Raw genomic sequence first — 22,600 nt, forward strand, 5'->3', positions numbered from 1 at the left:
AGTATTGCGGACCGCCGACGCCCGAAACCGCGAGCCCCCTACACATGACCGGCGACCAGGCACCCCACACCGCTTGACTGCCAATAGGAGCATCAGCCGGTCGTCCGGCCGTATTTCAGCAGGTCAGGCACGATATGGAACACCTCGGTCCGTGCCTGCCGGACCGAGGTGGGAAACGATGAACGGGCGGTGCGCCTCAGTGCTTGGCCAGCGGCTTCGAAGGGGAGGGCCGTGCGGGAACGGCGGTCGGGGGCGCGGGCATGGGCGGGGGTGCCACGGTCGGCGGCCGTTGCGGCCGCGGCTGGGCCGACGCGGGGCGCTGGGCCTGTGCGGGACGCTGCGGCTGTGCGGGGCGAGGTGCCTGGGCATGGCGCGGCGGCTGCGTCGGCTGCTGCGGCTGGACCGCCTGCGGTGGCGGCGTCATCTGCTGCTGCACGGGCTGCTGCGCCCGCTCCAGGAAGCGGAGCAGCTCCACCGGGAACGGCAGCACCAGCGTGGAGTTCTTCTCCGCCGCGACCGCCACCACCGTCTGCAACAGGCGCAGCTGGAGCGCGGCCGGCTGGGCGGACATCTCCTTCGCCGCCTCGGCGAGCTTCTTCGATGCCTGCAGCTCGGCGTCCGCGTTGATGACCCGGGCACGCCGCTCACGGTCGGCCTCGGCCTGGCGGGCCATGGAGCGCTTCATCGTCTCCGGCAGCGACACGTCCTTGATCTCCACCCGGTCGATCTGCACACCCCATCCGACCGCGGGACTGTCGATCATCAGCTCAAGGCCCTGGTTCAGCTTCTCGCGATTGGACAGCAGATCGTCCAGATCGCTCTTGCCGATGATCGACCGCAGTGAGGTCTGGGCCATCTGCGACACCGCGAACCGGTAGTCCTCGACCTGGATCACGGCGCTCGCCGCGTCGACGACCTTGAAGTAGATGACCGCGTCCACCCGCACCGTGACGTTGTCCCGGGTGATCCCGTCCTGCGCCGGCACCGGCATCGTCACGATCTGCATGTTGACCTTGCGCAGCCGCTCGACGCCGGGGAGCACCATGGTGAAGCCGGGCCCCCGTACGTCGTCGCGGAGCCTGCCGAGCCTCAGCACGACGCCCCGCTCGTACTGCTTGACGACCTTGGCCGCCGCCGCCGTGTACAGCGCGCCCGCCGAGGCCGCCGCCACTATCGCGATCACGAGCTCCTGGACCATGACGGCCCCCTGAAAGCCGGAAATACCCAATGCCGCCTGAATCGAATGAATCAGACGCTATTACCACGGTATGCCCAGTATCGATCGATATGAACACGGATCGGCCCCGTGCCGTCATGACTGTCCCCCGCCCGGCGGCGCACCGGATGCCGGGGCGCCCGGGAGGGGGCAGGGTGACCAGCGTCAGCACGTACGCCGCACGTACTCCGTGGCATACGCAGCACCGGTGCCGGTGCGAGGAGCCGGACGAGACAGACGAGGAACCGCCCATGCCCGTGATCGCCCATCGACGCCGCCGTCTCGGCATCGCAGCCGGGACCGCGCTCCTGACCCTCACCGTCGCAGGCTGTTCCGGTCTCGGCCGGACCGCGGTCGGGCCGATCACCTACACGACGGAGCGGGACGCCGTGATCATGGTCAACAGCCCGTCCGTGAAGGGCTGCCACCGGCTCGCCCCGGCGGGCGCCAAGGCGGTGAACAACGGCACCCTGGTCGACATCATCCTGTACCGCACGCGCGACTGCACCGGTCCGGGCACGACCTACCTCGCGAGGTCGTTCAGCGATGTCAACGGGACCTCCGCCCTGCCGTGGCGCAGCTACACCACGGTCCACTGACCGGCCGCCGCGATCAGCACGGCCCACCGGCCCGCGACGGCGCTTCGTTCCGGGGCTGCGCGGGCACGGCGCGCACCCAGATCCCGTCGTCCGTGAGATACCGGTCGACGGTCAGGCCCGCCGCCTCCAGATGCCCCTCGAACTGTTCCTTCGACAGCTCCCGCGACAGGAACGCCTGGGTCCATCGCGCGTCGTCGAAGACGTACTCGACATGTATCGAGTCCACCCCGTTCCCCACGGGCTCCGCCGAGACGATCCGCACGGTGTGTCCGCTCGGACACGACCTCTCCCGCGGCAGGTTCGTGTGGTAGTCGGCGCCCTCGCGCTGGATGAGTACGACGCCGCCGTCCTTGACGTGCTTCCGGCAGGCCCGCAGCAACCCGTCACGCACCCGGTCCTCGCTCGCGTGCACCAGGAACGACGCCAGCATCACCACGTCGAACCTCTCCTCGCCGAGGTCCAGCGACTCGATGGGGCTCTGCACGGTGCGGGCGCCCCGGATGTGCTCCAGCATCTGCGCCGACTCGTCCACGGCGGTGACCTCGAAGCCGCGCTCGATCAGCGGATGGGTCACCCGGCCCGCGCCGCAGCCCAGCTCCAGAATGCTCGCCCCGGCGGGCACCGCGGCCGCGATCACCTCAGGTTCGTCGCCGACGGGCAGCCGTCGGTACAGCTCGACCGCGCAGCCGTCCGGCGTGATCGCGCCGGGGCCCGTTCCTGAATAACCCTCACGCACCAGTTGTCCGCTCATGTACGGACGAACGAAGAGCCGTTGACGGTGGTTCCGGCCGCGAAGCCCGGACCGGCACCGGACTCCGCTTCCCGTTCACACCGAACGACGGGCGACCAGCGCCGCGCTGATGTGCTGGAGGTCGGCCGGACGGGCCGGGGAGAGGCCGGTCAGCCGGTCGATGCGGCGTATGCGGTAGTCGACGGTGTTGGGGTGGATGTGCAGGGCGGCGGCGGTGGCCCGCCGGTCCAGGCCCAGTTCGAGATAGGTCTCCAGGGTGCGCAGCAGCTCCGGCTTCACCTCCAGCGGCCCCAGCAGTTGCGCGAGCCCGTGCAGGGCCTCGCTGGGCCGGCTGAGCTGATACTCCAGCAGGACATCGGCCAGCCGGTACAGGCCGGGAGGCCGGCCCGTGCGGACGACCAGATCGACGATCTCGGCGTTACGGGCCACGGCCGCCGGCACCGCCTCCGGTTCGGCGGTCTCCGCGGCGGCGGTGATGGGCACACCGGCCGCGCGGGCCGCCTCCTCGATCAGTGCGCACAGACCCCCCGGTCCGCGCCACGGCGGCGGGGGCTCGGCGGCGGGCAGCAGCACCGTGCCGCCGGAGGCGTCGAGGGCGGTGAGCACCGGCGTACCGGCGAAGTGGTCGAGGGCCGTGCGGACGCGCCGGATCTTGCGCCGGGCCGCCACACCGGCGCCCGGCCCCGGTGACTGGCCCAGCTCGTCGGGGTGCGGGGCCAGCGCGAGCGTCATCGTGAGGTACCGGGCGGCCGGGCGCAGTCCGGTGCGGTGGGTGAAGCGGTCCAGGGGTTCACCGGTCAGCAGGGCGGCCATCAGGGCGTGCCGGCCGCCGTGTTCCTGGCTGTCGAGAATCTGCCGGGCCTCCAGGTACGCGCTGCTGACGGCGGAGGTCAGCTGCTGTTGCAGGACCATGATGCGCTCCACGATCTCCAGGACGGTGGGGAGATCGCCGGGCAGCGCCCCCTTCGCGGTCTCCTGCCAGCACATGGCCGTGCCGACCTGGTAGGCGGTGAGGATCGCGTCCAGCGGCACGCCCTCCTCGGCGCGCTGGGCGGCGGAGTCGCGCTGCTGGTCGAGTTCGGCGTCGGTGGCGGGGCGGCGGTGCTCGACGACATCGGCGAAGAGCCGCAGATTGTGCTGGACGATGTCGGCGATGTCGCCGGAGATCTCCTCGTGCGGCAGTTCGGCGTAGACCGGCAGATCGGCCAGGAGCCGGGCGACGACACGGCCGGTCAGGGCCGGGACGCGGGCGCGCAGATGGGCGGCCACCGGGCGCCCGGCGATGGACAGCGGCCGGTCCTGCGGCCGTCCCGGGACACCGTGCTCCCCCGTGATGACGAGCGGCCGATTGTCACGCGTCACAAGTTCCCCCGCAGAAGTCTGCGTTACCCACCAGTTAAACGACGGCACTTGAGTCTGCATGATGACCGGCGTCACACGCCATCCACGTACGCCCCCACCGTCGGAGGATTTCGTGAACTTGCCGCAGAACAAAGACTTCTGTCGATCCGTCAGGACTGCTGTGGGCGCGCTCGCCCTGGCCGGTCTGGCCGTGGGAACCGGCGCGGTTCCGGCATCCGCCGCCGCCGAGGACGGCACCACGTCCTATGTCGCGCTCGGCGACTCGATGGCCTCCGGGCCGCTCATTCCGGACATCACGGGGCCGGTGGCCTGCGGTCGCTCGACGCACAACTACCCGCACGAGCTCGCCGAGCGCCTCGGCGCGTCGCTGCGCGACGTCACCTGCAGCGGTGCCGCGTCCAAGCACATGACCGAGAAGCAGTCGCTGTCCCTGCTCGACATCCCGATGGGTTCGGCCCCGCCCCAGTTCGACGCGCTGCGCCCGGACACCGACCTGGTGACGCTGACCATCGGCGGCAACGACGCCGGTCTGGTCGGCATCGCGCAGAAGTGCACCACCCTCGACCCGAACGCCACCCCGTGCAAGGAGAAGTACAACGAGGGCGGCGTGGACCAGGTGGGTCGGCGCATCGCGGAGTTCGCGCCGAAGCTGGGGGTCGTGCTGGATTCGATCCACCAGCGCTCGCCGCACGCCCGGGTGATCGTCACGGGTTACGGCCTCTACATCAAGCCCGGCGGCTGCTGGCCGCTGCAGCCGGTCCTCCCGGTGGACGCCGACTTCCTCCAGGGCAGCGTCGACCGGATGAACGCGGTGATCGCCGAGCAGAGCGCGGCGCACGGCGCCGAGTACATCGATCTCGCCACGCCCAGCAAGGGGCACGACTCCTGCCAGGCCCCGTCGGACAAGTGGGTCGAGGGCTACGTGCCGACCGCGGCCGCCGCCCCGCTGCACCCCAACCGGAACGGCGAGGCGAACTACGCCGCCATCATCGGCGCGCACCTCCAGGGGAGCTGACCCCGTTGCGCCACCGCCTGCTGCGCGGGCTGCTGGCGGCGGCGCTCTGCGCCGCCGCCGTGCTCGTCCCGGACGCCCCCGCGGCACGGGCCGCCGGGCAGTCCGGGACCGGCTGCGACCCGCTGGCACCCGTCGAGTGCCTGCTGCCGTTCCCGAACGACTGGTACACCCGGCCCGACCCGGCCACCGACACCGGCCGCCGGGTGTCCTTCGGCGCCACCACGCTGCCGCGCGCCACGGCCGGCCGGCCCGTCGACCCGACGGCCTGGAACCGGTCCGACGGCTTCTCCCCCGGCTCGACGCTGATCGCGCACGTCCCCGGCCTCGACCCGGCGGCGACCGGCACCGCCCCGCTCACCGACATCGGCCGCTCCCTCGCCCCGGACGCCCCCGTCGTACTGCTGGACACCCGGACCGGGGAGCGGTGGCCGTACTGGGCCGAAGCGGACGCCAACGCCACCGACCCCGCGCGCCGGGCCCTGCTGATCCATCCCGCGCGCAACTTCCGCGACGGCCATCACTACGCCGTCGCGCTGAGACACCTCAAGGACGGGTCGGGGCGCCCGATCCCGGCCGCCGCACCGTTCGCCGCCGTCGCCGGGAAGCCGCTGCCCGCCGGGCATCCGCTGCGCACCCGCCAGCAACGGCTGCGCCCGGCCCTGAAGGCGTTGCACAGGGCCGGAGTACGGACCGAAGGGCTGTACCTCGCCTGGGACTTCACCGTCGCGAGCACCCGCAGTCTCACCGGCGACCTCTTCACCGTCCGCGACGACGCGTTCCGCCGCCTCGGCGGCCGTTCGCCCGCGTTCGCCGTCACCGGTGTCACCGACTTCACGGCCGATCAGGACCCCCGGATCGCGCGTGAAGTCACCGGCGAGATCAGCGTGCCCGGCTATCTGGACCTGCCCGGCGGCCCGCCCGGCTCCGTACTGCACCGCGGCCCCGACGGCCTGCCCCGGCGGCTCCCGGGAAGCACCCGGATCGCCACGTTCCGCTGCGAGATACCGCACGCTGCCTTCCGCGCCCCCTCGCACCCCGCCCTCTACGGGCACGGCCTCCTAGGCCGCCGCTCCGAGGTCGGCGCGGGCAACGTCAAGGCGATGGCGGCCGAGCACGACTTCACGTTCTGCGCGACGGACTGGATCGGGATGGCAGAGGAGGACATCCCCGTGGTGCTCGGGGCGCTCGCCGACCCGAACCTCTTCCCCGCCGTTCCCGAACGCAGCGAACAGGGCATGCTGAACGCCCTCTTCCTCGCCCGCGCCCTGATCCACACCGACGGGCTGACCACCGACGCGGCCTTCCGCGACGCGAACGGCCGCCCGCTCGTCGACATCCGGCACGGCATCGGGTACGACGGGAACAGCCAGGGCGGAATCCTCGGCGGCGCCCTGGTCGCCGCCTCCCCCGACATCCGGCGCGGGGTCCTCGGCGTCACCGGCATGAACTACGGCCTGCTCCTCGACCGCAGCGTCGACTTCGCTCCGTTCCAGCAGGTCCTGGACGTCTCCTACCCGGACAAGCTGCGCCAGCAGATCGTCCTCCAGCTGTTCCAGATGGTGTGGGACCGCGGCGAGACCGACGCGTACGCGAACCACCTCACCGACCGCCATCAGGTACTGATGCACATCGCGTACGGGGACCACCAGGTCGCCAACGCGGCGGCCGACGTGGAGGCACGCACCATCGGCGCCCGGCTGATCACCCCCGCGCTCGCCCCGGGCCGCAGCCCGGACACCGTCCCGTACTGGGGTATCGGGACCCTCGCACCCGACCGACTGCCGTACCGGGGCTCCGCGATGACGGTGTGGGACAGCGGCACGCCCACCCCGCCGCTGACCAACACCCCGCCCGCCGGGCCGCAGTACGGCCACGACCCGCACTCGGACCCCCGCAATTCGTCGGCCGCCCGTCAGCAGAAGGCCACCTTCCTGACCACCGGCCGTGTCATCAATGTCTGCGGCACCATGCCGTGCACCGCCGCCCCCACCTCCTGACACCCCCCACTCCCCGACAGGGATGCAGACAAGGAGCACCATGCGCACGCACCGCATCACCCAGGCAGCCGTCGCGGCCATCCTGCTCGCCGGTACGGTCCTGGTCCCGCCCGCCCTCGCCGCCACCCCCGCCGGCGCACCCGCGGCGAGCGCCGGGACCACCGCGCGGGCCGCCGCCGTACCGTTCACCGCGGCCATCGCCCGGCGCGCCGCCGACGGCGGTTACGCGCTCTCCTGGTCCTCCGCCGCCGGTTCGGTGACCGTCACCGCCGTCACCTCCCCCGACGCCACCACCGGCACCCCGGTGGGCACCGCCCCCGGCACCGGTTCGCTGACCGTCCCCGCCGGAACCCTCGCCGACACGGGACGCTGGTACTTCCGGCTGGTGCCGGACAGCGGCTCCCCGCTCGTCGTCGCCGAACGCTCGCTCAGGATCGAGTCCGCCCGCAACTTCCGGGACATCGGCGGCTACCGCACCACCGACGGGCGCTGGGTGCGCCCGGGTCTGGTCTACCGCTCCAACAAGATCAACAGCCTCACCGACGCCGAGCAGCAGCGCCTGCTCTCCCAGCGCCTCACCCTCGACGTGGACCTGCGCAACGCGGTGGAGCGGCACGACGACCCGGACCGGGTGCCCGCCGGTGTGAAGTACCAGGTCGCCGACGTGGTGTCGCTCAGCCACGGCGTCCGCTTCCACGACTCGGCCCTGATGACACTGGCCGAGGCCATCGCGGCCGGGCTGTTCTCCGGCTCGTCCGACCTCGGCCAGTCCATCGGCTACCCGTTCATGGTCAACTTCGTGGGTGCCGACTACGCCTTCCGCGACCTGCTCACGGCCGTCGCGACGAACGACTCCGGCGCGACGGTCTTCCACTGCAGCTCCGGCAAGGACCGCACCGGCTGGAGCACGGCCGTCCTGCTCACCCTGCTCGGCGTCCCGCGCGAGACCGTCGAGGCGGACTTCCTCGCCAGCAACGACTACCTGGGCAACCCGAAGGCCGTCGAACTGAGCTGGCTGCGCGCGGCGTTCGACGAGGTGGACCACCTGTACGGCGACTTCGACACCTACGTACGCGAGGGCCTCAAGCTCGACGACGCGACGGTGGCCGCACTGCGCAACAAGCTGCTGACGGACTGACGTGCCGTCAACGTCCGGCGTACTGACCGATGGTGAGCCCGTCGCTCACCGGCGGACGGCCCGCCGTCAGTACGCCGGGTAGCGGTCGGCCGGCCAGTCGACCGCGTGCTCGAACTCCACGCACAGATCGTCGGCCACCTCGGTGATCACGGCCCGGCCCTCGATCGACACCAGCCAGGACGGCGGAAGGTGCACGTCCCCGTGGCGTGCACCGAGCAGGTTGCCACAGATCGCGCCGGTGGAGTCGCTGTCGCCCGAGTGGTTGACCGAGAGCAGCAGCGACCGGGCCACCTGATCGGCGCCGGGCAGCACGAGGGCGCAGTACACGGCGATGGCAAGGGCCTCCTCGGCGACCCAGCCCGCCCCCAGCGTCTCCACCTTCTCGCCGGTCGGCGCCCCCTCGGCGGCCAGGTCGACGGCGGCTCGCAGCGCCGCGGTCGTCTCCTCGTGCCCCGGGTGGCGGCGCAGCAGCTCCATGGCCCTCAGCACGGCGCCCGCCGTCGAGTCGCCCTCCAGGAGGTGCGCGACGATCGCGGCGAGGGCGCCTGCCGCGTACGCACCGGTCGGGTGGCCGTGGGTGATCTGCGCGCACCAGTAGGCGAGCCGGAAGCCCGCCTCGGCGTCCGCCCCGACCAGTCCGAAGGGAGCGGACCGCATCACCGTGCCGCACCCCTTGGACCCGGTGTTGACGGGTCCGGGCTCACCGAGCCGGCCCGTCGGCTCGGGAACGTGGCCGGTCGCGAGCCCGGTCAGGCAGGCGTTGCCGGGGGCCCGGCGCGCGTAGAGCCAGGGCTGCTGCCTGAGCCAACCGGTACGCACCGGGTTGTCGCCGCCGCGGGTCGGCGGTGCGGGGTGGTTCTGGGTGTCCAGCCAGCGCAGATAGGCGTTCCGCACGATCCGGGCCTCGGCGCCGCCGTCCTCGGTGCCGCCCTTCGCTATCGCGCGGGAATGGGCCCTGATCAGCCCTTCGGCCGTGAACAGGGTCATCTGCGTATCGTCCGTGACCCGTCCGACGACCCCCTCCTCGTCCGGGAGAAGTCCCTGTACCCCGTACTCACCGTGCGCGCGGCGGATACCGGCCAGGGACAGGAACTCCACCGGATTCCCCAGCGCGTCCCCGATCGCCCCGCCCAGCAGACAGCCCCGGACCCTCGCCCTGCGGCCTGTGCGGTCCTCCCACGATGTGCCGTTCACGCACGATCCCCTCAATCCGACGTCGACATGTCCCAAAACGCCGTCGCGGGTCCATCCTGGTAGGAGAGGCGATCGCCATGCGTACCGGCAATGAACCGACGACTGCCCGCAGTCCACTGCGGCTGCGGCTCTGGCTGAGTCTATGGGGGCTGGCCTGGGCCGTCTTCGGCCTGGCCGCCTTCACGATGACCGACCGGCCGGGCTGGGCCGCCGCCTGCGGCCTGCTGCTCGTGCTGGTCCTCGTGGACCTGACAGTGATCGTCCACCACATCCACCAGGGACCGCACTACCAGCCCGGCCGGGATGTCCCGCCGTACGAACCCGACCACGGCGGGCGCGGCAGGTACGGGCACTGAACCGGGCCGGGGTGCCCGCCCGGCGCCGGACGTCAGTCCTGGGCCGGGAAGCGGGCCGCCCTCAGATACTCCGGGTTCGGGTCGAGCGCGGCGGCCAGCCGGAAGTGGCGGGCGGCCCGGTCCGTACGGCCGGAGCGCTCGAAGGTGCGGGCCAGGGCGAAGTGTGCGAAGGCGTTGTCCGGTTCGCGTTCCAGGACGAGTTCGAATTCGAGCTCGGCGGGGCGCAGCTGGGCGGCGGCGAAGAAGGCGCGGGCACGCAGCAGCCGGGCCGCGGTGTTCTCCGGATGGGCCGCGATCACCGCATCCAGCAGTTTCACCGCGCCACGGGGGTCGCGCGCCGCCAGCAGGTGTTCGGCAGCGCGGAAGTCGATGACGTCGGTCTCCGGGGTCCTCTCGGGCACGGTCTCATCCTTCCCTTCTTCACCGGGTCCCCAACGTCCGGCCGGGGTCCGGTATTCCGCACCGGGACCGGTGTCCCGGAGCGCGGCGCCCGGACCCTCCCACGGTGCCGGGTTCAGCCGGCCGCGGCCCGCTCGGTCAGCTCCGACCAGGCCTTGCGGACCTGCGGTTCCAGGTCCTCCAGCGGTCCGTCGTTGTCGATGATCAGGTCGGCCACGGCCCGCCGCTGCTCCCGGGTGGCCTGGGCGGCCATCCGGGCGCGGGCCTCGGACTCGGTCATGCCGCGCAGCCGTACCAGCCGGTCGAGCCGGGTCTCGGGGCTCGCGTCCACGACGACGACCAGGTCGTAGAACGGCGCCAGGCCGTTCTCGGTGAGGAGGGGGACGTCGTGGACGACGACCGAGTCCGGCCCCGCGGCCCGCTCCAGCTCGGCGGAACGGGCGCCGACCAGCGGGTGGACGATCGCGTTGAGTGCGGCGAGCCGGTCGGTGTCGGAGAAGACGATCGAGCCGAGCTTCGGCCGGTCCAGGGTGCCGTCCGCGGTGAGGACGTCGGCGCCGAACTCGTCGACGACGGCCGCGAGCCCGGGTGTCCCCGGCTCGACGACCTCGCGGGCGATCCGGTCCGCGTCGATCAGCACGGCTCCGTATCCGACGAACAGCCGTGACACTTCACTCTTGCCGGCGCCGATCCCACCGGTCAGGCCCACTTTCAGCATGCCTGGCAGCCTAGTACGCGGGTGAGCGGCGGGAGCCGGTCAGGCGTCCCCCTCGCGCTCCGCGAGGAACCGCTCGAATTCGAGGCCGATCTCGTCGGCGGACGGCAGGTCCACCGGCTCGGCGACCAGGTTGCCCCGGGTCTCGGATCCGGCGACCGCGTCGTACTGGTGCTCAAGGCCCTCGACGAGCGAGACGAGCTCCTCGTCGCCCTGGCCGATCTGCCGGTCGATCTCGGTCTGGGTGCGGTGCGCCTCCGTGCGCAGCGCGTGGGCGACGGTCGGCAGGACCAGGCCGGTCGCGGCCGTGATCGACTCCAGTGCGGTGAGCGCCGCGTCCGGGTAGGCGGAGCGGGCGACGTAGTGCGGCACATGGGCGGCGACACCGAGGACGTCGTGTCCCGCCTCCATCAGCCGGTACTCCACCAGGGCCTCCGCGGAGCCGGGCACCTGCGCCTCATCGAAGGGGCTGCGGTGGCCGGGCATGAGGTCCGTGCGGTTGCCGTGCGGGGTGATGCCGACGGGGCGGGTGTGCGGGACACCCATCGGGATCCCGTGGAAATTCACGGCGAGGCGGACGCCGAGGCGCTCGACGATCTGCTCGACGGCGGCGGCGAAGCGCTCCCACTCCACATCGGGCTCGGGCCCGGACAGCAGCAGAAAGGGCGCTCCGGTGGCGTCCTGCACGACCCTGACGTCGAGCGTCGGGGTCTCGTAGGCGGCCCACCGGTCGCGCCGGAAGGTCAGCAGCGGACGCCGGGCGCGGTAGTCGACGAGACGGTCGTGGTCGAAGCTGGCCACGACCTGGTGCGGCAGCGTTTCGAGCAGGCCGTCCACGATCTGCTCGCCGGTCTCGCCCGCGTCGATGTATCCGTCGAAGTGGTAGAGCATGACCAGGCCGGCCGACTCCTGGGCGAGCGCCATGTCGACGACGGCCAGGCCCTTCGGCTCCCATTCGTACAAACTCTGCGGATCAGGCACGGTTACCGCTCCTCCTCGTGTTCGTCGAGAAGAACGTCCGGCAGGGGACATGCATTCCCGGACTGTGCCCTTTCAGCCACCGGTTCATGCCGGAAGCCACGCGAGAACCCGGGGGTGCGACCACAGCGGCGGGCGCCCGCCCTCCCCTCGAAGGCACCGGCATCCGGGCCGAGAGCAAGGGCGTTGACGTTCATGTCGGTGAACACCTCGGCGGGGAAGCCGAGTTCACGACGGGCCCGAGGTCCTCGGGATCGTCGCCGGGGCGCGTCACGGGCCGTCAGTTTCCCGCGCACCCCACAGATGTTCCCCCGTTCACCCGGCCCGTCACCCCTGCCCCACGGGCAATGGTCCAGACATTGACACGGCCGCACCGCGTCCCTACCGTCACTGGGCAGCAAGTTCAGAGACTCGCCCCACATTCATGTACGAGAACCTCGAACTCCTTCGACGGGAAGGCACCCCCATGCGCACCCGCACGCTGCTCCCGGCCCTGCTGGCCACCGCGCTCGCCACCGGCGGCCTCGCCCTCGCCTCCGCCACCACGGCGGGTGCGGCGACGGTCATCGACGTGGGCACCGCCGCCCAGCTCAAGTCCGCCCTCACCGCCGCGGCCCCCGGCGACACGATCCGGCTCGCCGACGGCACCTACACCGGCAACTTCAAGGCGACCGTCCCCGGCACCGCTTCGGCCCGGATCACGCTCACGGGCTCCGCCAAGGCGATCCTCACGGCGGGCGGGGGTTACGGACTGCACCTCGACGGCGCCTCCTACTGGACCGTCAAGGGCATCACCGTCACCGGCGGCCAGAAGGGCATCATGGCCGACACCGCCACCGGCGTCGTCATCGATTCGGTGACCGTGCACGATCTGGACATGGAGGGCGTCCACTTCCGCAAGTCCAGCAAGGACGGCGTCATCAAGAACTCACGGATCTACGACACCGGGCACGACGGCCGCGGCATGGGCGAGGGCGTCTATGTCGGCACGGCCGGCGATCTCTCCGACCGGAGCGACCGGGTCCAGATCCTTGACAACACGATCGGTCCGGGGGTCGGCGGCGAGAACGTCGACATCAAGGAGGGCACCACCGGGGCGAAGATCGTCGGCAACACCTTCGACGGCAGCGGGCTGACCGGCGCCAACTACGACGACTCCTGGGTCGACGTGAAGGGCAATGACGTCCTGGTCGAGGGCAACAAGGGCTCCCGTACGACCAACAACGGCTATGAGACCCACACCCAGCAGAGCGGCTGGGGCTGCGGCACCGTCTTCCGCGGCAACACCTCGGACCTGACCGGTTCCAAGGGCGACAAGCAGATCGCGATCAACGTCACCAACTACGGCGCGAGCTGCCCGGCCGCCGTCCACAGCAGCAACACGGTGACCGGCGGGAAGGGCCTGACCAACATCACCGTCACGCCGTAGCCGCGCCGCGAAAACGAGTGAGGCCCGCTCCCCGGAGGGAGCGGGCCTCACTTTTCAGCTACTGCGGTCGATCATCGACCGGAGGGGGTGCAGAGCGTCAGCTCTGGCCGCCCGCCAGCTTCTCGCGCAGGGCAGCCAGGGCCTCGTCCGACGCCAGGGCGCCGGAGTTGTCCGCGGACTCCGAGGAGTACGAGCCGCCACCGCTGCCGCCGGAGGCAGCCGGGGCGCCACCGGCCGGGGCGGCAGCGCCCTCGGCAGCAGCGGCCTCGTCGGCCTCGCGGGACTTGATGACCTGGGCCTGGTGCTGCTCGAAGCGCTGCTGCGCCTCGGCGTACTGCGTCTCCCACGCCTCGCGCTGGGTCTCGTAGCCCTCGAGCCAGTCGTTGGTCTCGGGGTCGAAGCCCTCGGGGTAGATGTAGTTGCCCTGGTCGTCGTAGGACGCGGCCATGCCGTACAGGGTCGGGTCGAACTCGACCGAGGCCGGGTCGGCACCGAAGGACTCGTTGGCCTGCTTCAGCGAGAGGCTGATGCGACGGCGCTCGAGGTCGATGTCGATGACCTTGACGAAGATCTCGTCGTTGACCTGGACGACCTGCTCCGGGATCTCCACGTGGCGCTCGGCCAGCTCGGAGATGTGGACCAGACCCTCGATGCCCTCGTCGACGCGCACGAACGCACCGAACGGAACGAGCTTGGTGACCTTACCGGGAACGACCTGCCCGATCTGGTGCGTACGGGCGAACTGCTGCCACGGGTCTTCCTGCGTCGCCTTGAGCGACAGGGAGACGCGCTCGCGGTCCATGTCGACGTCGAGAACCTCGACGGTGACTTCCTGGCCGACCTCGACAACCTCGGAGGGGTGGTCGATGTGCTTCCAGGAGAGCTCGGAGACGTGCACGAGACCATCGACGCCGCCGAGGTCCACGAACGCACCGAAGTTGACGATCGAGGAAACGACGCCGGAGCGGACCTGGCCCTTCTGCAGGGTCGTGAGGAACGTCTGGCGGACCTCGCTCTGGGTCTGCTCCAGCCAGGCACGGCGGGACAGGACCACGTTGTTGCGGTTCTTGTCCAGCTCGATGATCTTCGCCTCGAGCTCCTTGCCCACGTAGGGCTGGAGGTCGCGGACACGACGCATCTCGACGAGCGACGCCGGCAGGAAGCCACGGAGGCCGATGTCGAGGATGAGACCACCCTTGACGACCTCGATGACGGTACCGGTGACGATCCCGTCCTCTTCCTTGATCTTCTCGATGGTGCCCCAGGCACGCTCGTACTGAGCGCGCTTCTTCGAGAGGATCAGGCGGCCTTCCTTGTCCTCCTTCTGGAGAACCAGGGCCTCGATCTCGTCACCGACCTTGACGACCTCGTTGGGGTCGACGTCGTGCTTGATCGAGAGCTCGCGGCTCGGGATGACGCCTTCGGTCTTGTAACCGATGTCGAGGAGAACCTCGTCCCGGTCAACCTTGACGATGACACCGTCAACGATATCGCCGTCGTTGAAGTACTTGATCGTCTCGTCGATCGCCGCGAGGAACGCGTCCGCGTCGCCGATGTCGTTGACCGCAACCTGCGGAGTGGTGGCGGTGGTCTCGGTGCTGCTCGTCATGTGGGAAAGGGCTCCGGTACGGACAGTGAGTCGTAGGTACTGCTACGCCGGGAGCCCGTATCACCTCTGCAGAAGCCGGACAGCTCGGGAAACACCGAACCCGCTGGACCGGGAGGCGCCTCGTGAACCGAGGGGACATACAACAGATGCGAGCGCGGCCTGCTAGGTCTGAGGCGCGCAGGCTCGCAGCGCAACTTGTAGCATACGGGGGCAGCCGGGCACGGTCAATGCGCGAAGGCGCACACCGGGGGCGCAACGGCTCATATCCGGCACAACTCGTGTTCCCCGAGGCCAGGTCGGCCCCAGGAGACAATCCATGGGTACGGGAGCCGTACTCACAGGTACCCCCCGGTACGTACCGCGTGCGGCGGGGTGAAGGCAAACTACAACGACGGACACGATGAGCCAAGAGATCTACGCGGCCGAACCCGAAGCGACCCGCCGCGACGCGTCCGAGACCGAGAGCAGCCGGGCCAGTCGCGGCTGGTGGGACCGGAACGCCGACGAGTACCAGAGCGACCACGGCGCCTTCCTCGGCGACGACCGTTTCGTCTGGGGGCCGGAGGGGCTCGACGAGGCGGACGCCGGCCTGCTGGGCCCCGCCGCGTCACTGCGGGGCCTGGACGTCCTGGAGATCGGTGCGGGCGCCGCGCAGTGCTCGCGCTGGCTCGCCGCGCGGGGTGCCCGCCCGGTGGCCCTGGACCTCTCGCACCGGCAGTTGCAGCACGCGCTGCGGATCGGCGACGAGGTCCCCCTGGTGGAGGCGGACGCCGGGGTGCTGCCGTTCCGGGACGGCTCCTTCGACCTGGCGTGCTCCGCCTACGGCGCGGTGCCCTTCGTCGCCGACCCCGTGCAGGTGTTCCGCGAGGTCCACCGGGTGCTGCGTCCCGGGGGCCGCTGGGTCTTCTCGGTGACGCATCCGGTCCGCTGGGCGTTCCCGGACGAGCCGGGGCCGGAGGGCCTCTCGGTCGCGGCCTCCTACTTCGACCGCACTCCCTATGTCGAGCAGGACGAGCGGGGCGACGCCGTGTACGTCGAGCACCACCGGACGCTGGGCGACCGGGTGCGGGACGTGGTGGCCGGCGGCTTCCGGCTGGTCGACCTCGTCGAGCCGGAGTGGCCCGCCTGGAACCACCAGGAGTGGGGCGGCTGGTCCCCGCTGCGCGGGAATCTGATCCCGGGCACGGCGATCTTCGTCTGCGAACGGGACTGACGGTCCCGGACACGGGGGCCCCGGACCCGGCGGGGGCGCGTCGTACGAGACTGGGGGCGTGATCCGTACCGACGCCCTGGACCAGTTGCCCGTACGCACCGCCGTGCCCGCCCTGGAGCGGGCGCTCGACGACCGCGGTGTCGCGGTGCTGTGCGCGCCGCCCGGCACCGGCAAGACGACTCTCGTACCGCTGGTCCTGGCCGGTCTGGCCGGGGACGGTCCGGTACGCAGGGTGCTGGTCGCCGAGCCGCGGCGGATCGCCGCGCGGGCCGCGGCGCGGCGGATGGCGTGGCTCGTCGGCGAGCAGGCCGGCGGCCGGGTGGGGTTCACGGTCCGCGGGGAGCGGGTGGTGGGGCGCGACACGGTGGTGGAGGTGGTGACCACCGGTGTGCTGCTCCAGCGGCTCCAGCGCGACCAGGAGCTGGCCGGGGTCGACGCGGTGATCATCGACGAGTGCCACGAGCGGCACCTGGACGCGGACACGGTCGCCGCGTTCCTGCTCGATGTGCGCGAGGCCATCCGGCCCGATCTGCGGCTGGTCGCCGCGTCCGCGACGACGGACGCGCAGGGCTGGGCGCGGCTGCTGGGCGATGCCCCGGTGGTCGAGGCGCAGGGCGTCTCGCATCCGGTGGAGGTGGTCTGGGCGCCGCCCGCCGCTCCGGTGCGGCCGCCGCACGGGATGCGCGTCGATCCGGCGCTGCTGACGCATGTCGCCGCGACGGTGCGCCGGGCGCTCGCCGAGCGGGACGGCGACGTGCTGTGCTTCCTGCCCGGGGTCGGCGAGATCGGCCGGGTGGCGGGGCAGCTGGCCGGGGTGGCCGCCGAGGTGCTCCAGGTGCACGGACGGGCTCCGGCGGCGGTGCAGGACGCGGTGCTGGCCGGGTCGTCGGACGGCCGGCGGGTGGTGCTGGCGACCTCGGTGGCGGAGTCGTCCCTCACGGTGCCCGGGGTGCGGGTCGTGGTCGACTCGGGGCTGGCCAGGGAGCCACGCACCGATCACGCGCGGGGGCTGAGCGCGCTGACGACGGTGCGGGCCTCGCAGGCGGCGGGGAGGCAGCGGGCGGGCCGGGCCGGTCGGGAGGCGCCCGGGGCGGTGTACCGGTGCTGGGCGCAGGCGGAGGACGGGCGGCTCGCCCGGTTCCCGTCCCCGGAAATCAAGGTCGCGGATCTGGCGGCGTTCGCGTTGCAGGCGGCGTGCTGGGGCGATCCGGACGCGTCGGGACTGGCGCTGCTCGACCCGCCGCCCGCGGGTGCGATGAGTGCGGCGCGCGAGGTGCTGACGGCGGTCGGCGCGGTGGACGCGGACGGGCGGGTGACCGACCGGGGCGTACGGATGTCCCGTCTCGGCCTGCATCCGCGGCTGGCGCGGGCGCTGCTGGACGGCGCCGCCGAGGTGGGCGGACGGCGGGCGGCCGAGGTGGTGGCGCTGCTGAGCGAGGAGCCGCCGCGGGAGTACGGGGACGATCTGGCGGCCGCTCTGCGGACCGCGCGGCGGGGCGGGGACGGCTACGCGGCGCGCTGGCGGCAGGAGGTCCGGCGGCTGTCCTCGTCGGTGAAGGAGGCGGCCGGCGGTTCCGGCCCGGACGACTCGGCCGTCGGTCTGGTGGCCGCGCTGGCGTTTCCGGAGCGGGTGGCACGGGCCCGCGGCGAGGGAGCGTTCCTGATGGCGTCGGGGACGGGCGCGGAGCTGCGGGACGGCTCGGGGCTGCGCAGTGCGCCCTGGCTGGCGGTCGCGGTCGCCGACCGGCCCGCGCACGCGGCGTCCGCACGGGTGCGGCTCGCTGCCGTCATCGACGAGGACACGGCACGGGCGGCCGCCGGACATCTGCTCCGCGGCGGCGAGGAGGTCCACTGGGCCGGCGGCGACGTGGTGGCCCGCCGGGTGGAGCGGCTGGGTGCCGTCGAACTGTCGGTGCGCCCGCTGAAGCAGCCGGCACCCGGGCCGGTGCGCGAGGCGCTGGTCGAGGGTCTGCGGCGCGAAGGGCTCGGGCTGCTGCGCTGGACGCGGGAGAGCGAGCAGTTGCGGGAGCGGCTCGCCTTTCTCCACCGCGAGCTGGGGGCGCCCTGGCCGGAGGTGTCGGAGGGCGCGCTGCTGGAGCGTACCGAGCAGTGGCTGGAGCCCGAGCTGTCACGGGCCCGGCGGCGCTCCGATCTGGCGCGGATCGACGCGGGGCAGGCGCTGCGGCGGCTGCTGCCGTGGGCGACGGGCGAGGCGGTGCGGCTGGACGAACTGGCGCCGGAGCGGATCGAGGTGCCGAGCGGTTCCCGTATCCGGGTGGAGTACGGCGGGGCGCAGCCCGTACTCGCGGTGAAGCTCCAGGAGTTGTTCGGTCTGCGGGAGACCCCGAGAGTGGCCGGGGTGCCGGTCCTGGTCCATCTCCTCTCCCCGGCCGGCCGGCCCGCGGCCGTCACCGCGGATCTGGCGTCGTTCTGGCGGGACGGCTACCGGGCCGTGCGGGCGGAGCTGCGCGGGCGTTACCCGAAGCATCCGTGGCCGGAGGACCCCACGACGGTGGAGGCGACCCGGTTCACGAAGGCCCGGCTCAAGCGGGAGTAGGGGCGGGTTCCGGCGTGGATGCCGGTGGCCCGTGCGGGCGGCGGGAGCGGGCCTCCAGCCACAGGGCGAGCGCGAGCAGTCCGACGCCGAGGACCAGGAAGCCCCAGGGCAGGTACGAGGTGAGCAGCAGGACCAGCAGGCGCTGGGACTTGACCAGGTCGACGATCGATTCGACGTAGTCCGGGCGCATCTTCACATGACCGGCGAACACGGTCATGGTGTCCTGGGGCATCCCCATCTTCCTGGCGTTGCGCAGCTCTTCCTTGTGGATCTCCTCGCCGTTGACCGGCGCTCCGGTGACCGGGTCCACCCAGAACATCCGCTTGGTGGTGTACCAGCGGGTCATGCCCGTCTTCGCGATCTGTTCCGGGGTGACGCCCTTGATCGGCATCTTCTTCGGCATCGGGACCTTGGTCCACGGGATGGTCTGCTCGAAGTAGTAGACGTCCATGCCGTGGAAGGTGCGGGTGCCCCTGTAGTGGATGGGCGAGCTGGTGCGGGCCTGGGCGTCGAAGTACTCGTAGTCGCGTTTCTGGGTGAGGAAGGGCCACTTGAACTCGATGCCCTCGCGCCTGACCGGGTCGCCGTCGACGGATTCCCCGGTGGCGTGGACGGGGGCCTGGCTGTGGGCGTCGAAGATGTAGCGCTCGGGGATCTCGGAGACCATCTTGCCGTCCGGGCCGGCCACGTAGCTGAGGGCGTCCCAGACGACGACGTCGCGGCCGGCGCTGCGTTCGATCTTCTCGGACTCCTCGACGTTGCCCTTGAGGGTCTGCACGATGGTGACCTTGGGGACCTTCTTCACCTTCATGTTGTCGTTGTAGTCGAGGAGGGTGGCGGGCTTCGCCTCCAGCACCGTCTCCTGGTACTGACTGGGCGGGATCTTCGCCAGCCTCGGGAAGGCGTACCAGCGCAGCAGTGGCGACATGGCGGCGAAGAAGACGGCGAATGCCAGGAGTACGAGGCTGGCTCGGCGGCGCATGTGGTGCCCTCCCTCGGCTTCTGCTTTCCGGAACTAGTTCTTGGGGCCCGGGACGGTGGTCAGCAGGGGTTTGGGCGAGGTCTCTCCCGGCGGGGCGCCGATCGCGCTGATGGTGAGGACGAGCGCGAGGGCTGCGGCCAGCCCGATGGCGGCGGCGACGAGAGCACGCATGCCGGTCCTCCCGGAGAGCATGGATCTGATGGGTCGTCAGGGTTGGGCACCGTAGCAATGCGGGCGCGAGATGAGAACACGTAGAACAGCCCCTCTGCCGGGTGGTGGCAAAGGGGCTGCTCCGACGTGCGGACGGGCGGGGTCAGCCGACGGGCGCCTCGGGGGTCTCGGACGTCTCGGGGGCCGGGGATGCCTCGGGGGCCTCGACCTTCAGCTCGATGACGATCGTGGCGCCGCCCTCGGTGGTGAGGCGCAGCTTGTAGGTGCCCGCGGTGTCGTCGGCGTAGATCCTGGGCAGCTTCAGGGTGCCGTCGGCGCCGGTCTTCAGCTCCATGAGGGTACGGACCGTCTTGCCGTCGGCGTCCTTGAAGTAGGGGCCCTTGTCGTTCTCGGCCGGCTTCTCGGCGTCGGTGATCATGGTGGCGGTGACGGCGACACCGGCCGCGACCGCGTCCTTGTACGTGGCCTTGACCTCGACGGTGTCGGCGAACTCGGTGCCGGGTGCCGCGGTCAGTGCCTTCTCGTCGGTCCTCGCGATCTCGTCGGCCTGACGGGCGGTGACGGTCGCGGTGTAGGCGACGGGGGGCAGCGAACGGCCGGTGGCGGTGGCCCGCACCGTGAACTTCCCGGCCTTCTCGCCCGCCTTCAGCACCGGGGCGGTGACCGTGCCGTCGGTTCCGGTGAGAAGAGTGACCGCGTTCTTCCCGCCGGCGAAGGCGGCGTCGGTGTCACCGGCGATGGTGAAGGTCACGGACACCTTGGCGAGCGGGCCGCCGAGGCTGTTCCTGGCCCGCACCTTGATCCGCTCGGCGAAGGCGTCGCCCGCGGTGGCGGTCAGCGTGCCGGTACCGGCGTTCTCCACGCCTGCGAGGGTCTGGGCCGGCGGGGTCGTGGGCGGGGTCGTCGGCGGGGTCGTGGGCGGGGTCGGGCCGGTGGATCCGCCACCCGGCTTGGTCGGGTCCGTGCCCGGCTTCGGCCTGGTCGTCCCGGGCGGCGAGGGGGACGGGCTCGGGCTGCCGGGGCTGTGGTCCCTGCCTCCGCCGAGGCCGGGCGGGACGGTGCCGGTTCCGTCGGGGATCTCGTGGGTGCCGCGGTTGTAGTAGTCGAACCACGAGCGGACGGTGCGCAGATAGGCGTCCGAGTGGTTGTAGCTCAGGACCGCCCGGTCGAGATCCGCGGCGAGGGACAGATCGCGGGAGCCGGCGCAGAGGTAGCGTCCGGCGGCGAGCGCCGCGTCGTAGATGTTGTTGGGGTCCTTGCGGCCGTCGCCGTTGCCGTCCTGGCCCCAGGTCGCCCAGGTGGACGGGATGAACTGCATCGGGCCGACGGCGCGGTCGTGGGTCGAGTCCCCGTCGTACGCCCCGTTGTCGGTGTCCTTGATCATGGCGAAGCCCCGGCCGTCGAGGACCGGGCCGAGGATCGGCGAGAACGTGGTGCCGTTCGCGTCGACCCTGCCGCCGCGGGCCTGGCCGGACTCGACCTTGCCGATCGCGGCGAGCAGCTGCCAGGGCAGCCGACAGGCGGCGTCGGTGTCGTCGAGGGTCTGCTCGGCCTTCTTGTACGCGGCCAGGATCGAAGCCGGGATACCGGATTCCGCACTGCCGGTGACGGGCAGATTCGTGGACGTGCCCGGCTTGTCGGGGGTGTTCAGCGGGGGCAGGTCCGTGTAGTACGGCGAGTTGCCGGTGGCCGCGCTGTCGTCGGGCGGAGGCGTCGACCCGGTGGACTGCTGGTCGCCGCTCTCGGTGACCAGCGATGTGCCCGGGGCCCCCGAGGCGGAGAGCGCCGCCACGGCGACGGCGGCCACAGCAGTGGTGGTCGCCCCCTTGCGAAGCCGACGACCGAATTGCGCTGCCATAACCTCTGGCCCCTCCCCTTCGACGACTGTCCACGCTCCCCAGCAGCAGGACTCAGGCGACCCTACGGCAACTTGTGCCGCCAAGACACCGTGCACTGACCGGTTCTCACCTGTTTTTCACGTTCCGGACAGCAAGTTGTACGGCAGTGGTCGGGCGGGCGACGGTGGCTCGCGCATACTTGCCGCCATGCCGTTCACACTCAGTCATGCCGCCGCCGTTCTCCCGGGGATGCGGCGGGACGGAACGGCACGTGGACCGCTGTTCGCCTCGGCCCTCGTCGCGGGTTCGTTCGCCCCCGACATGACGTACTACGCGGACACCGCGGTTCCCGGCGCCATGGAGTTCGGCCGGGTCACCCACTCGGTGTGGGGTGTGTTCACGGTCGATGTGCTGATCACCGCCGCCGTGGTGGCGTTGTGGCTGCTGCTGCGCGAACCGCTGGTGGCGCTGCTGCCGGAAGCCTGGCAGGGGCGGGTGCACGCGTTCGTACGGGGACGGCGCGGGGCCGCCCGCGGCGTGCGGGAGGCCGCCGGGTTCGTGCTGTCGGCGGTGATCGGGGCCGCCACCCATGTCGTCTGGGACGCCTTCACCCACCACGACCGGTGGGGTGTGCGCCTGGTGCCGCTGCTCGACGGGAGCGTCGGCGGATTTCCGGTGTTCCAACTGGTGCAGTACGGCAGTTCGGCGGTGGCCCTGGCCGTGCTCGCGTGGTTCACGGCGTCGGGGCTGCGGCGGACCGGGGCGCACCCGGTCCCGCCGTCCCTGCCGGTGCTGGACCGCCGGGGACGGTGGTCGGCGGGGGTGCTGCTGAGCGTCTGCGTACTGCTCGGCGTCGCCCACCGGTGCGCTCGCTGGTACGCGTACTTCGGGCACATCGACACCCCGCTGGACATCATCCCGACCGCCTGCTTCGGCGCCGGGGCGGGGCTGGCGATGGGCCTGGTGCTGTACGGGGCGTGGATGCGGCTGCGCCGACCGCGCACGACCGCACCCGCGGTCGCCGGACGGGCCTAGGGCCCGGGGATCCGGACGGGCCAGAAGACATCGCGTCCCGGGCCCG

The 22,600-nt window shown here is 71.7% G+C and carries 20 protein-coding genes; 9 read left to right on the forward strand and 11 right to left on the reverse strand.

All coding sequences use genetic code 11. The features are described from left to right. Window positions 1–196: 196 nt before the first annotated feature. A complete protein-coding gene (locus ACFV8T_RS12310; RefSeq protein WP_385326834.1) occupies window positions 197–1,198 on the reverse strand; it encodes a slipin family protein in 1,002 nt (333 codons plus the stop codon). 269 nt (window positions 1,199–1,467) lie between these two features. Between ACFV8T_RS12310 and ACFV8T_RS12315 the strand changes: the two genes are divergently transcribed. Next, a complete protein-coding gene (locus tag ACFV8T_RS12315; RefSeq protein ID WP_385326836.1) occupies window positions 1,468–1,815 on the forward strand; it encodes a hypothetical protein in 348 nt (115 codons plus the stop codon). A gap of 13 nt (window positions 1,816–1,828) precedes the next feature. Here the strand turns inward: ACFV8T_RS12315 and ACFV8T_RS12320 are convergent, their stop codons facing one another. Next, complete coding sequence (locus ACFV8T_RS12320; protein WP_385326837.1) at window positions 1,829–2,566, reverse strand: class I SAM-dependent methyltransferase; 738 nt, start codon at window positions 2,564–2,566, stop codon at window positions 1,829–1,831. 75 nt (window positions 2,567–2,641) lie between these two features. Next, complete coding sequence (locus ACFV8T_RS12325) at window positions 2,642–3,856, reverse strand: PucR family transcriptional regulator (RefSeq protein WP_385327355.1); 1,215 nt, start codon at window positions 3,854–3,856, stop codon at window positions 2,642–2,644. 184 nt (window positions 3,857–4,040) lie between these two features. Here ACFV8T_RS12325 and ACFV8T_RS12330 point away from each other — a divergent pair, with 184 nt between their 5' ends. Genes ACFV8T_RS12330 through ACFV8T_RS12340 form a run of 3 tightly spaced genes read left to right on the forward strand, consistent with a single transcriptional unit; the run spans window position 4,041 to window position 8,078 of the window. Further along, window positions 4,041–4,943 carry an SGNH/GDSL hydrolase family protein gene (locus ACFV8T_RS12330; RefSeq protein ID WP_385326838.1) on the forward strand — a complete coding sequence of 301 codons (903 nt, stop codon included), beginning with the start codon at window positions 4,041–4,043 and terminating at the stop codon, window positions 4,941–4,943. Window positions 4,944–4,948: 5 nt separating this feature from the next. Next, the gene (locus ACFV8T_RS12335; protein ID WP_385326840.1) at window positions 4,949–6,940 is read left to right on the forward strand and encodes a hypothetical protein; all 1,992 of its coding nucleotides are present in this window, start codon (window positions 4,949–4,951) and stop codon (window positions 6,938–6,940) included. 40 nt (window positions 6,941–6,980) lie between these two features. Then, window positions 6,981–8,078, forward strand: coding sequence for a tyrosine-protein phosphatase (locus tag ACFV8T_RS12340; RefSeq protein ID WP_385326842.1), 1,098 nt, complete (start codon window positions 6,981–6,983; stop codon window positions 8,076–8,078). A gap of 66 nt (window positions 8,079–8,144) precedes the next feature. On the opposite strand, the gene ACFV8T_RS12345 is transcribed toward ACFV8T_RS12340, so the two are convergent. Beyond that, window positions 8,145–9,272: an ADP-ribosylglycohydrolase family protein gene (locus tag ACFV8T_RS12345; RefSeq protein ID WP_385326844.1), complete on the reverse strand. Its 1,128-nt coding sequence runs from the start codon at window positions 9,270–9,272 to the stop codon at window positions 8,145–8,147. A 77-nt stretch (window positions 9,273–9,349) separates the two neighbouring features. Between ACFV8T_RS12345 and ACFV8T_RS12350 the strand changes: the two genes are divergently transcribed. After that, on the forward strand, window positions 9,350–9,628 hold the full coding sequence (locus tag ACFV8T_RS12350; protein ID WP_266420800.1) for a DUF6343 family protein: 279 nt from the start codon (window positions 9,350–9,352) through the stop codon (window positions 9,626–9,628). A 32-nt stretch (window positions 9,629–9,660) separates the two neighbouring features. Here ACFV8T_RS12350 and ACFV8T_RS12355 read toward each other — a convergent pair whose 3' ends face one another. From ACFV8T_RS12355 to ACFV8T_RS12365, 3 genes are all read right to left on the reverse strand, one after another. Then, window positions 9,661–10,029, reverse strand: coding sequence for a tetratricopeptide repeat protein (locus tag ACFV8T_RS12355; RefSeq protein ID WP_385326846.1), 369 nt, complete (start codon window positions 10,027–10,029; stop codon window positions 9,661–9,663). A gap of 113 nt (window positions 10,030–10,142) precedes the next feature. Beyond that, complete coding sequence (gene coaE / locus ACFV8T_RS12360; RefSeq protein WP_385326848.1) at window positions 10,143–10,745, reverse strand: dephospho-CoA kinase; 603 nt, start codon at window positions 10,743–10,745, stop codon at window positions 10,143–10,145. A gap of 39 nt (window positions 10,746–10,784) precedes the next feature. Continuing rightward, window positions 10,785–11,723 carry a PAC2 family protein gene (locus tag ACFV8T_RS12365; RefSeq protein ID WP_266420793.1) on the reverse strand — a complete coding sequence of 313 codons (939 nt, stop codon included), beginning with the start codon at window positions 11,721–11,723 and terminating at the stop codon, window positions 10,785–10,787. Window positions 11,724–12,186: 463 nt separating this feature from the next. On the opposite strand from ACFV8T_RS12365, the gene ACFV8T_RS12370 reads away from it, so the two are divergent. Next, on the forward strand, window positions 12,187–13,149 hold the full coding sequence (locus ACFV8T_RS12370; RefSeq protein ID WP_385326849.1) for a right-handed parallel beta-helix repeat-containing protein: 963 nt from the start codon (window positions 12,187–12,189) through the stop codon (window positions 13,147–13,149). Between the two features lie 97 nt (window positions 13,150–13,246). On the opposite strand, the gene rpsA is transcribed toward ACFV8T_RS12370, so the two are convergent. Then, the gene (rpsA, locus tag ACFV8T_RS12375; protein ID WP_266362176.1) at window positions 13,247–14,758 is read right to left on the reverse strand and encodes a 30S ribosomal protein S1; all 1,512 of its coding nucleotides are present in this window, start codon (window positions 14,756–14,758) and stop codon (window positions 13,247–13,249) included. 400 nt (window positions 14,759–15,158) lie between these two features. Here rpsA and ACFV8T_RS12380 point away from each other — a divergent pair, with 400 nt between their 5' ends. Both ACFV8T_RS12380 and hrpB read left to right on the forward strand, forming a co-directional pair. Beyond that, complete coding sequence (locus ACFV8T_RS12380) at window positions 15,159–15,971, forward strand: class I SAM-dependent methyltransferase (protein ID WP_385326851.1); 813 nt, start codon at window positions 15,159–15,161, stop codon at window positions 15,969–15,971. A 58-nt stretch (window positions 15,972–16,029) separates the two neighbouring features. Continuing rightward, window positions 16,030–18,528, forward strand: coding sequence for an ATP-dependent helicase HrpB (gene hrpB / locus ACFV8T_RS12385; RefSeq protein ID WP_385326852.1), 2,499 nt, complete (start codon window positions 16,030–16,032; stop codon window positions 18,526–18,528). Here the strand turns inward: hrpB and ACFV8T_RS12390 are convergent. The 3 genes from ACFV8T_RS12390 to ACFV8T_RS12400 form a co-directional block, all read right to left on the reverse strand. Then, the gene (locus ACFV8T_RS12390) at window positions 18,515–19,510 is read right to left on the reverse strand and encodes a DUF3068 domain-containing protein (RefSeq protein ID WP_385326854.1); all 996 of its coding nucleotides are present in this window, start codon (window positions 19,508–19,510) and stop codon (window positions 18,515–18,517) included. The two genes, hrpB and ACFV8T_RS12390, sit on opposite strands and share 14 nt — an antisense overlap. Before the next feature lie 33 nt (window positions 19,511–19,543). After that, on the reverse strand, window positions 19,544–19,681 hold the full coding sequence (locus ACFV8T_RS12395; protein ID WP_136330601.1) for an SPW_0924 family protein: 138 nt from the start codon (window positions 19,679–19,681) through the stop codon (window positions 19,544–19,546). Between the two features lie 142 nt (window positions 19,682–19,823). Continuing rightward, window positions 19,824–21,539, reverse strand: coding sequence for a lytic transglycosylase domain-containing protein (locus ACFV8T_RS12400; RefSeq protein WP_385326855.1), 1,716 nt, complete (start codon window positions 21,537–21,539; stop codon window positions 19,824–19,826). 187 nt (window positions 21,540–21,726) lie between these two features. On the opposite strand from ACFV8T_RS12400, the gene ACFV8T_RS12405 reads away from it, so the two are divergent. Beyond that, the gene (locus ACFV8T_RS12405) at window positions 21,727–22,554 is read left to right on the forward strand and encodes a DUF4184 family protein (RefSeq protein ID WP_385326857.1); all 828 of its coding nucleotides are present in this window, start codon (window positions 21,727–21,729) and stop codon (window positions 22,552–22,554) included. The last annotated feature ends 46 nt before the right edge of the window (window positions 22,555–22,600 follow it).

This window comes from Streptomyces sp. NPDC059832 (genome assembly GCF_042731715.1).
Taxonomy (GTDB): Bacteria; Actinomycetota; Actinomycetes; order Streptomycetales; family Streptomycetaceae; genus Streptomyces.

Bases quoted from the DNA above. Each gene is read 5' to 3' on its own strand.
- ACFV8T_RS12310 (WP_385326834.1), bottom strand. From the start codon at position 1,198: ATGGTCCAGGAGCTCGTGATCGCGATAGTGGCGGCGGCCTCGGCGGGC.
- ACFV8T_RS12315 (WP_385326836.1), top strand. From the start codon at position 1,468: ATGCCCGTGATCGCCCATCGACGCCGCCGTCTCGGCATCGCAGCCGGG.
- ACFV8T_RS12320 (WP_385326837.1), bottom strand. From the start codon at position 2,566: ATGAGCGGACAACTGGTGCGTGAGGGTTATTCAGGAACGGGCCCCGGC.
- ACFV8T_RS12340 (WP_385326842.1), top strand. From the start codon at position 6,981: ATGCGCACGCACCGCATCACCCAGGCAGCCGTCGCGGCCATCCTGCTC.
- ACFV8T_RS12350 (WP_266420800.1), top strand. From the start codon at position 9,350: ATGCGTACCGGCAATGAACCGACGACTGCCCGCAGTCCACTGCGGCTG.
- coaE (WP_385326848.1), bottom strand. From the start codon at position 10,745: ATGCTGAAAGTGGGCCTGACCGGTGGGATCGGCGCCGGCAAGAGTGAA.
- ACFV8T_RS12370 (WP_385326849.1), top strand. From the start codon at position 12,187: ATGCGCACCCGCACGCTGCTCCCGGCCCTGCTGGCCACCGCGCTCGCC.
- rpsA (WP_266362176.1), bottom strand. From the start codon at position 14,758: ATGACGAGCAGCACCGAGACCACCGCCACCACTCCGCAGGTTGCGGTC.
- ACFV8T_RS12380 (WP_385326851.1), top strand. From the start codon at position 15,159: ATGAGCCAAGAGATCTACGCGGCCGAACCCGAAGCGACCCGCCGCGAC.
- ACFV8T_RS12390 (WP_385326854.1), bottom strand. From the start codon at position 19,510: ATGCGCCGCCGAGCCAGCCTCGTACTCCTGGCATTCGCCGTCTTCTTC.
- ACFV8T_RS12395 (WP_136330601.1), bottom strand. From the start codon at position 19,681: ATGCGTGCTCTCGTCGCCGCCGCCATCGGGCTGGCCGCAGCCCTCGCG.
- ACFV8T_RS12400 (WP_385326855.1), bottom strand. From the start codon at position 21,539: ATGGCAGCGCAATTCGGTCGTCGGCTTCGCAAGGGGGCGACCACCACT.
- ACFV8T_RS12405 (WP_385326857.1), top strand. From the start codon at position 21,727: ATGCCGTTCACACTCAGTCATGCCGCCGCCGTTCTCCCGGGGATGCGG.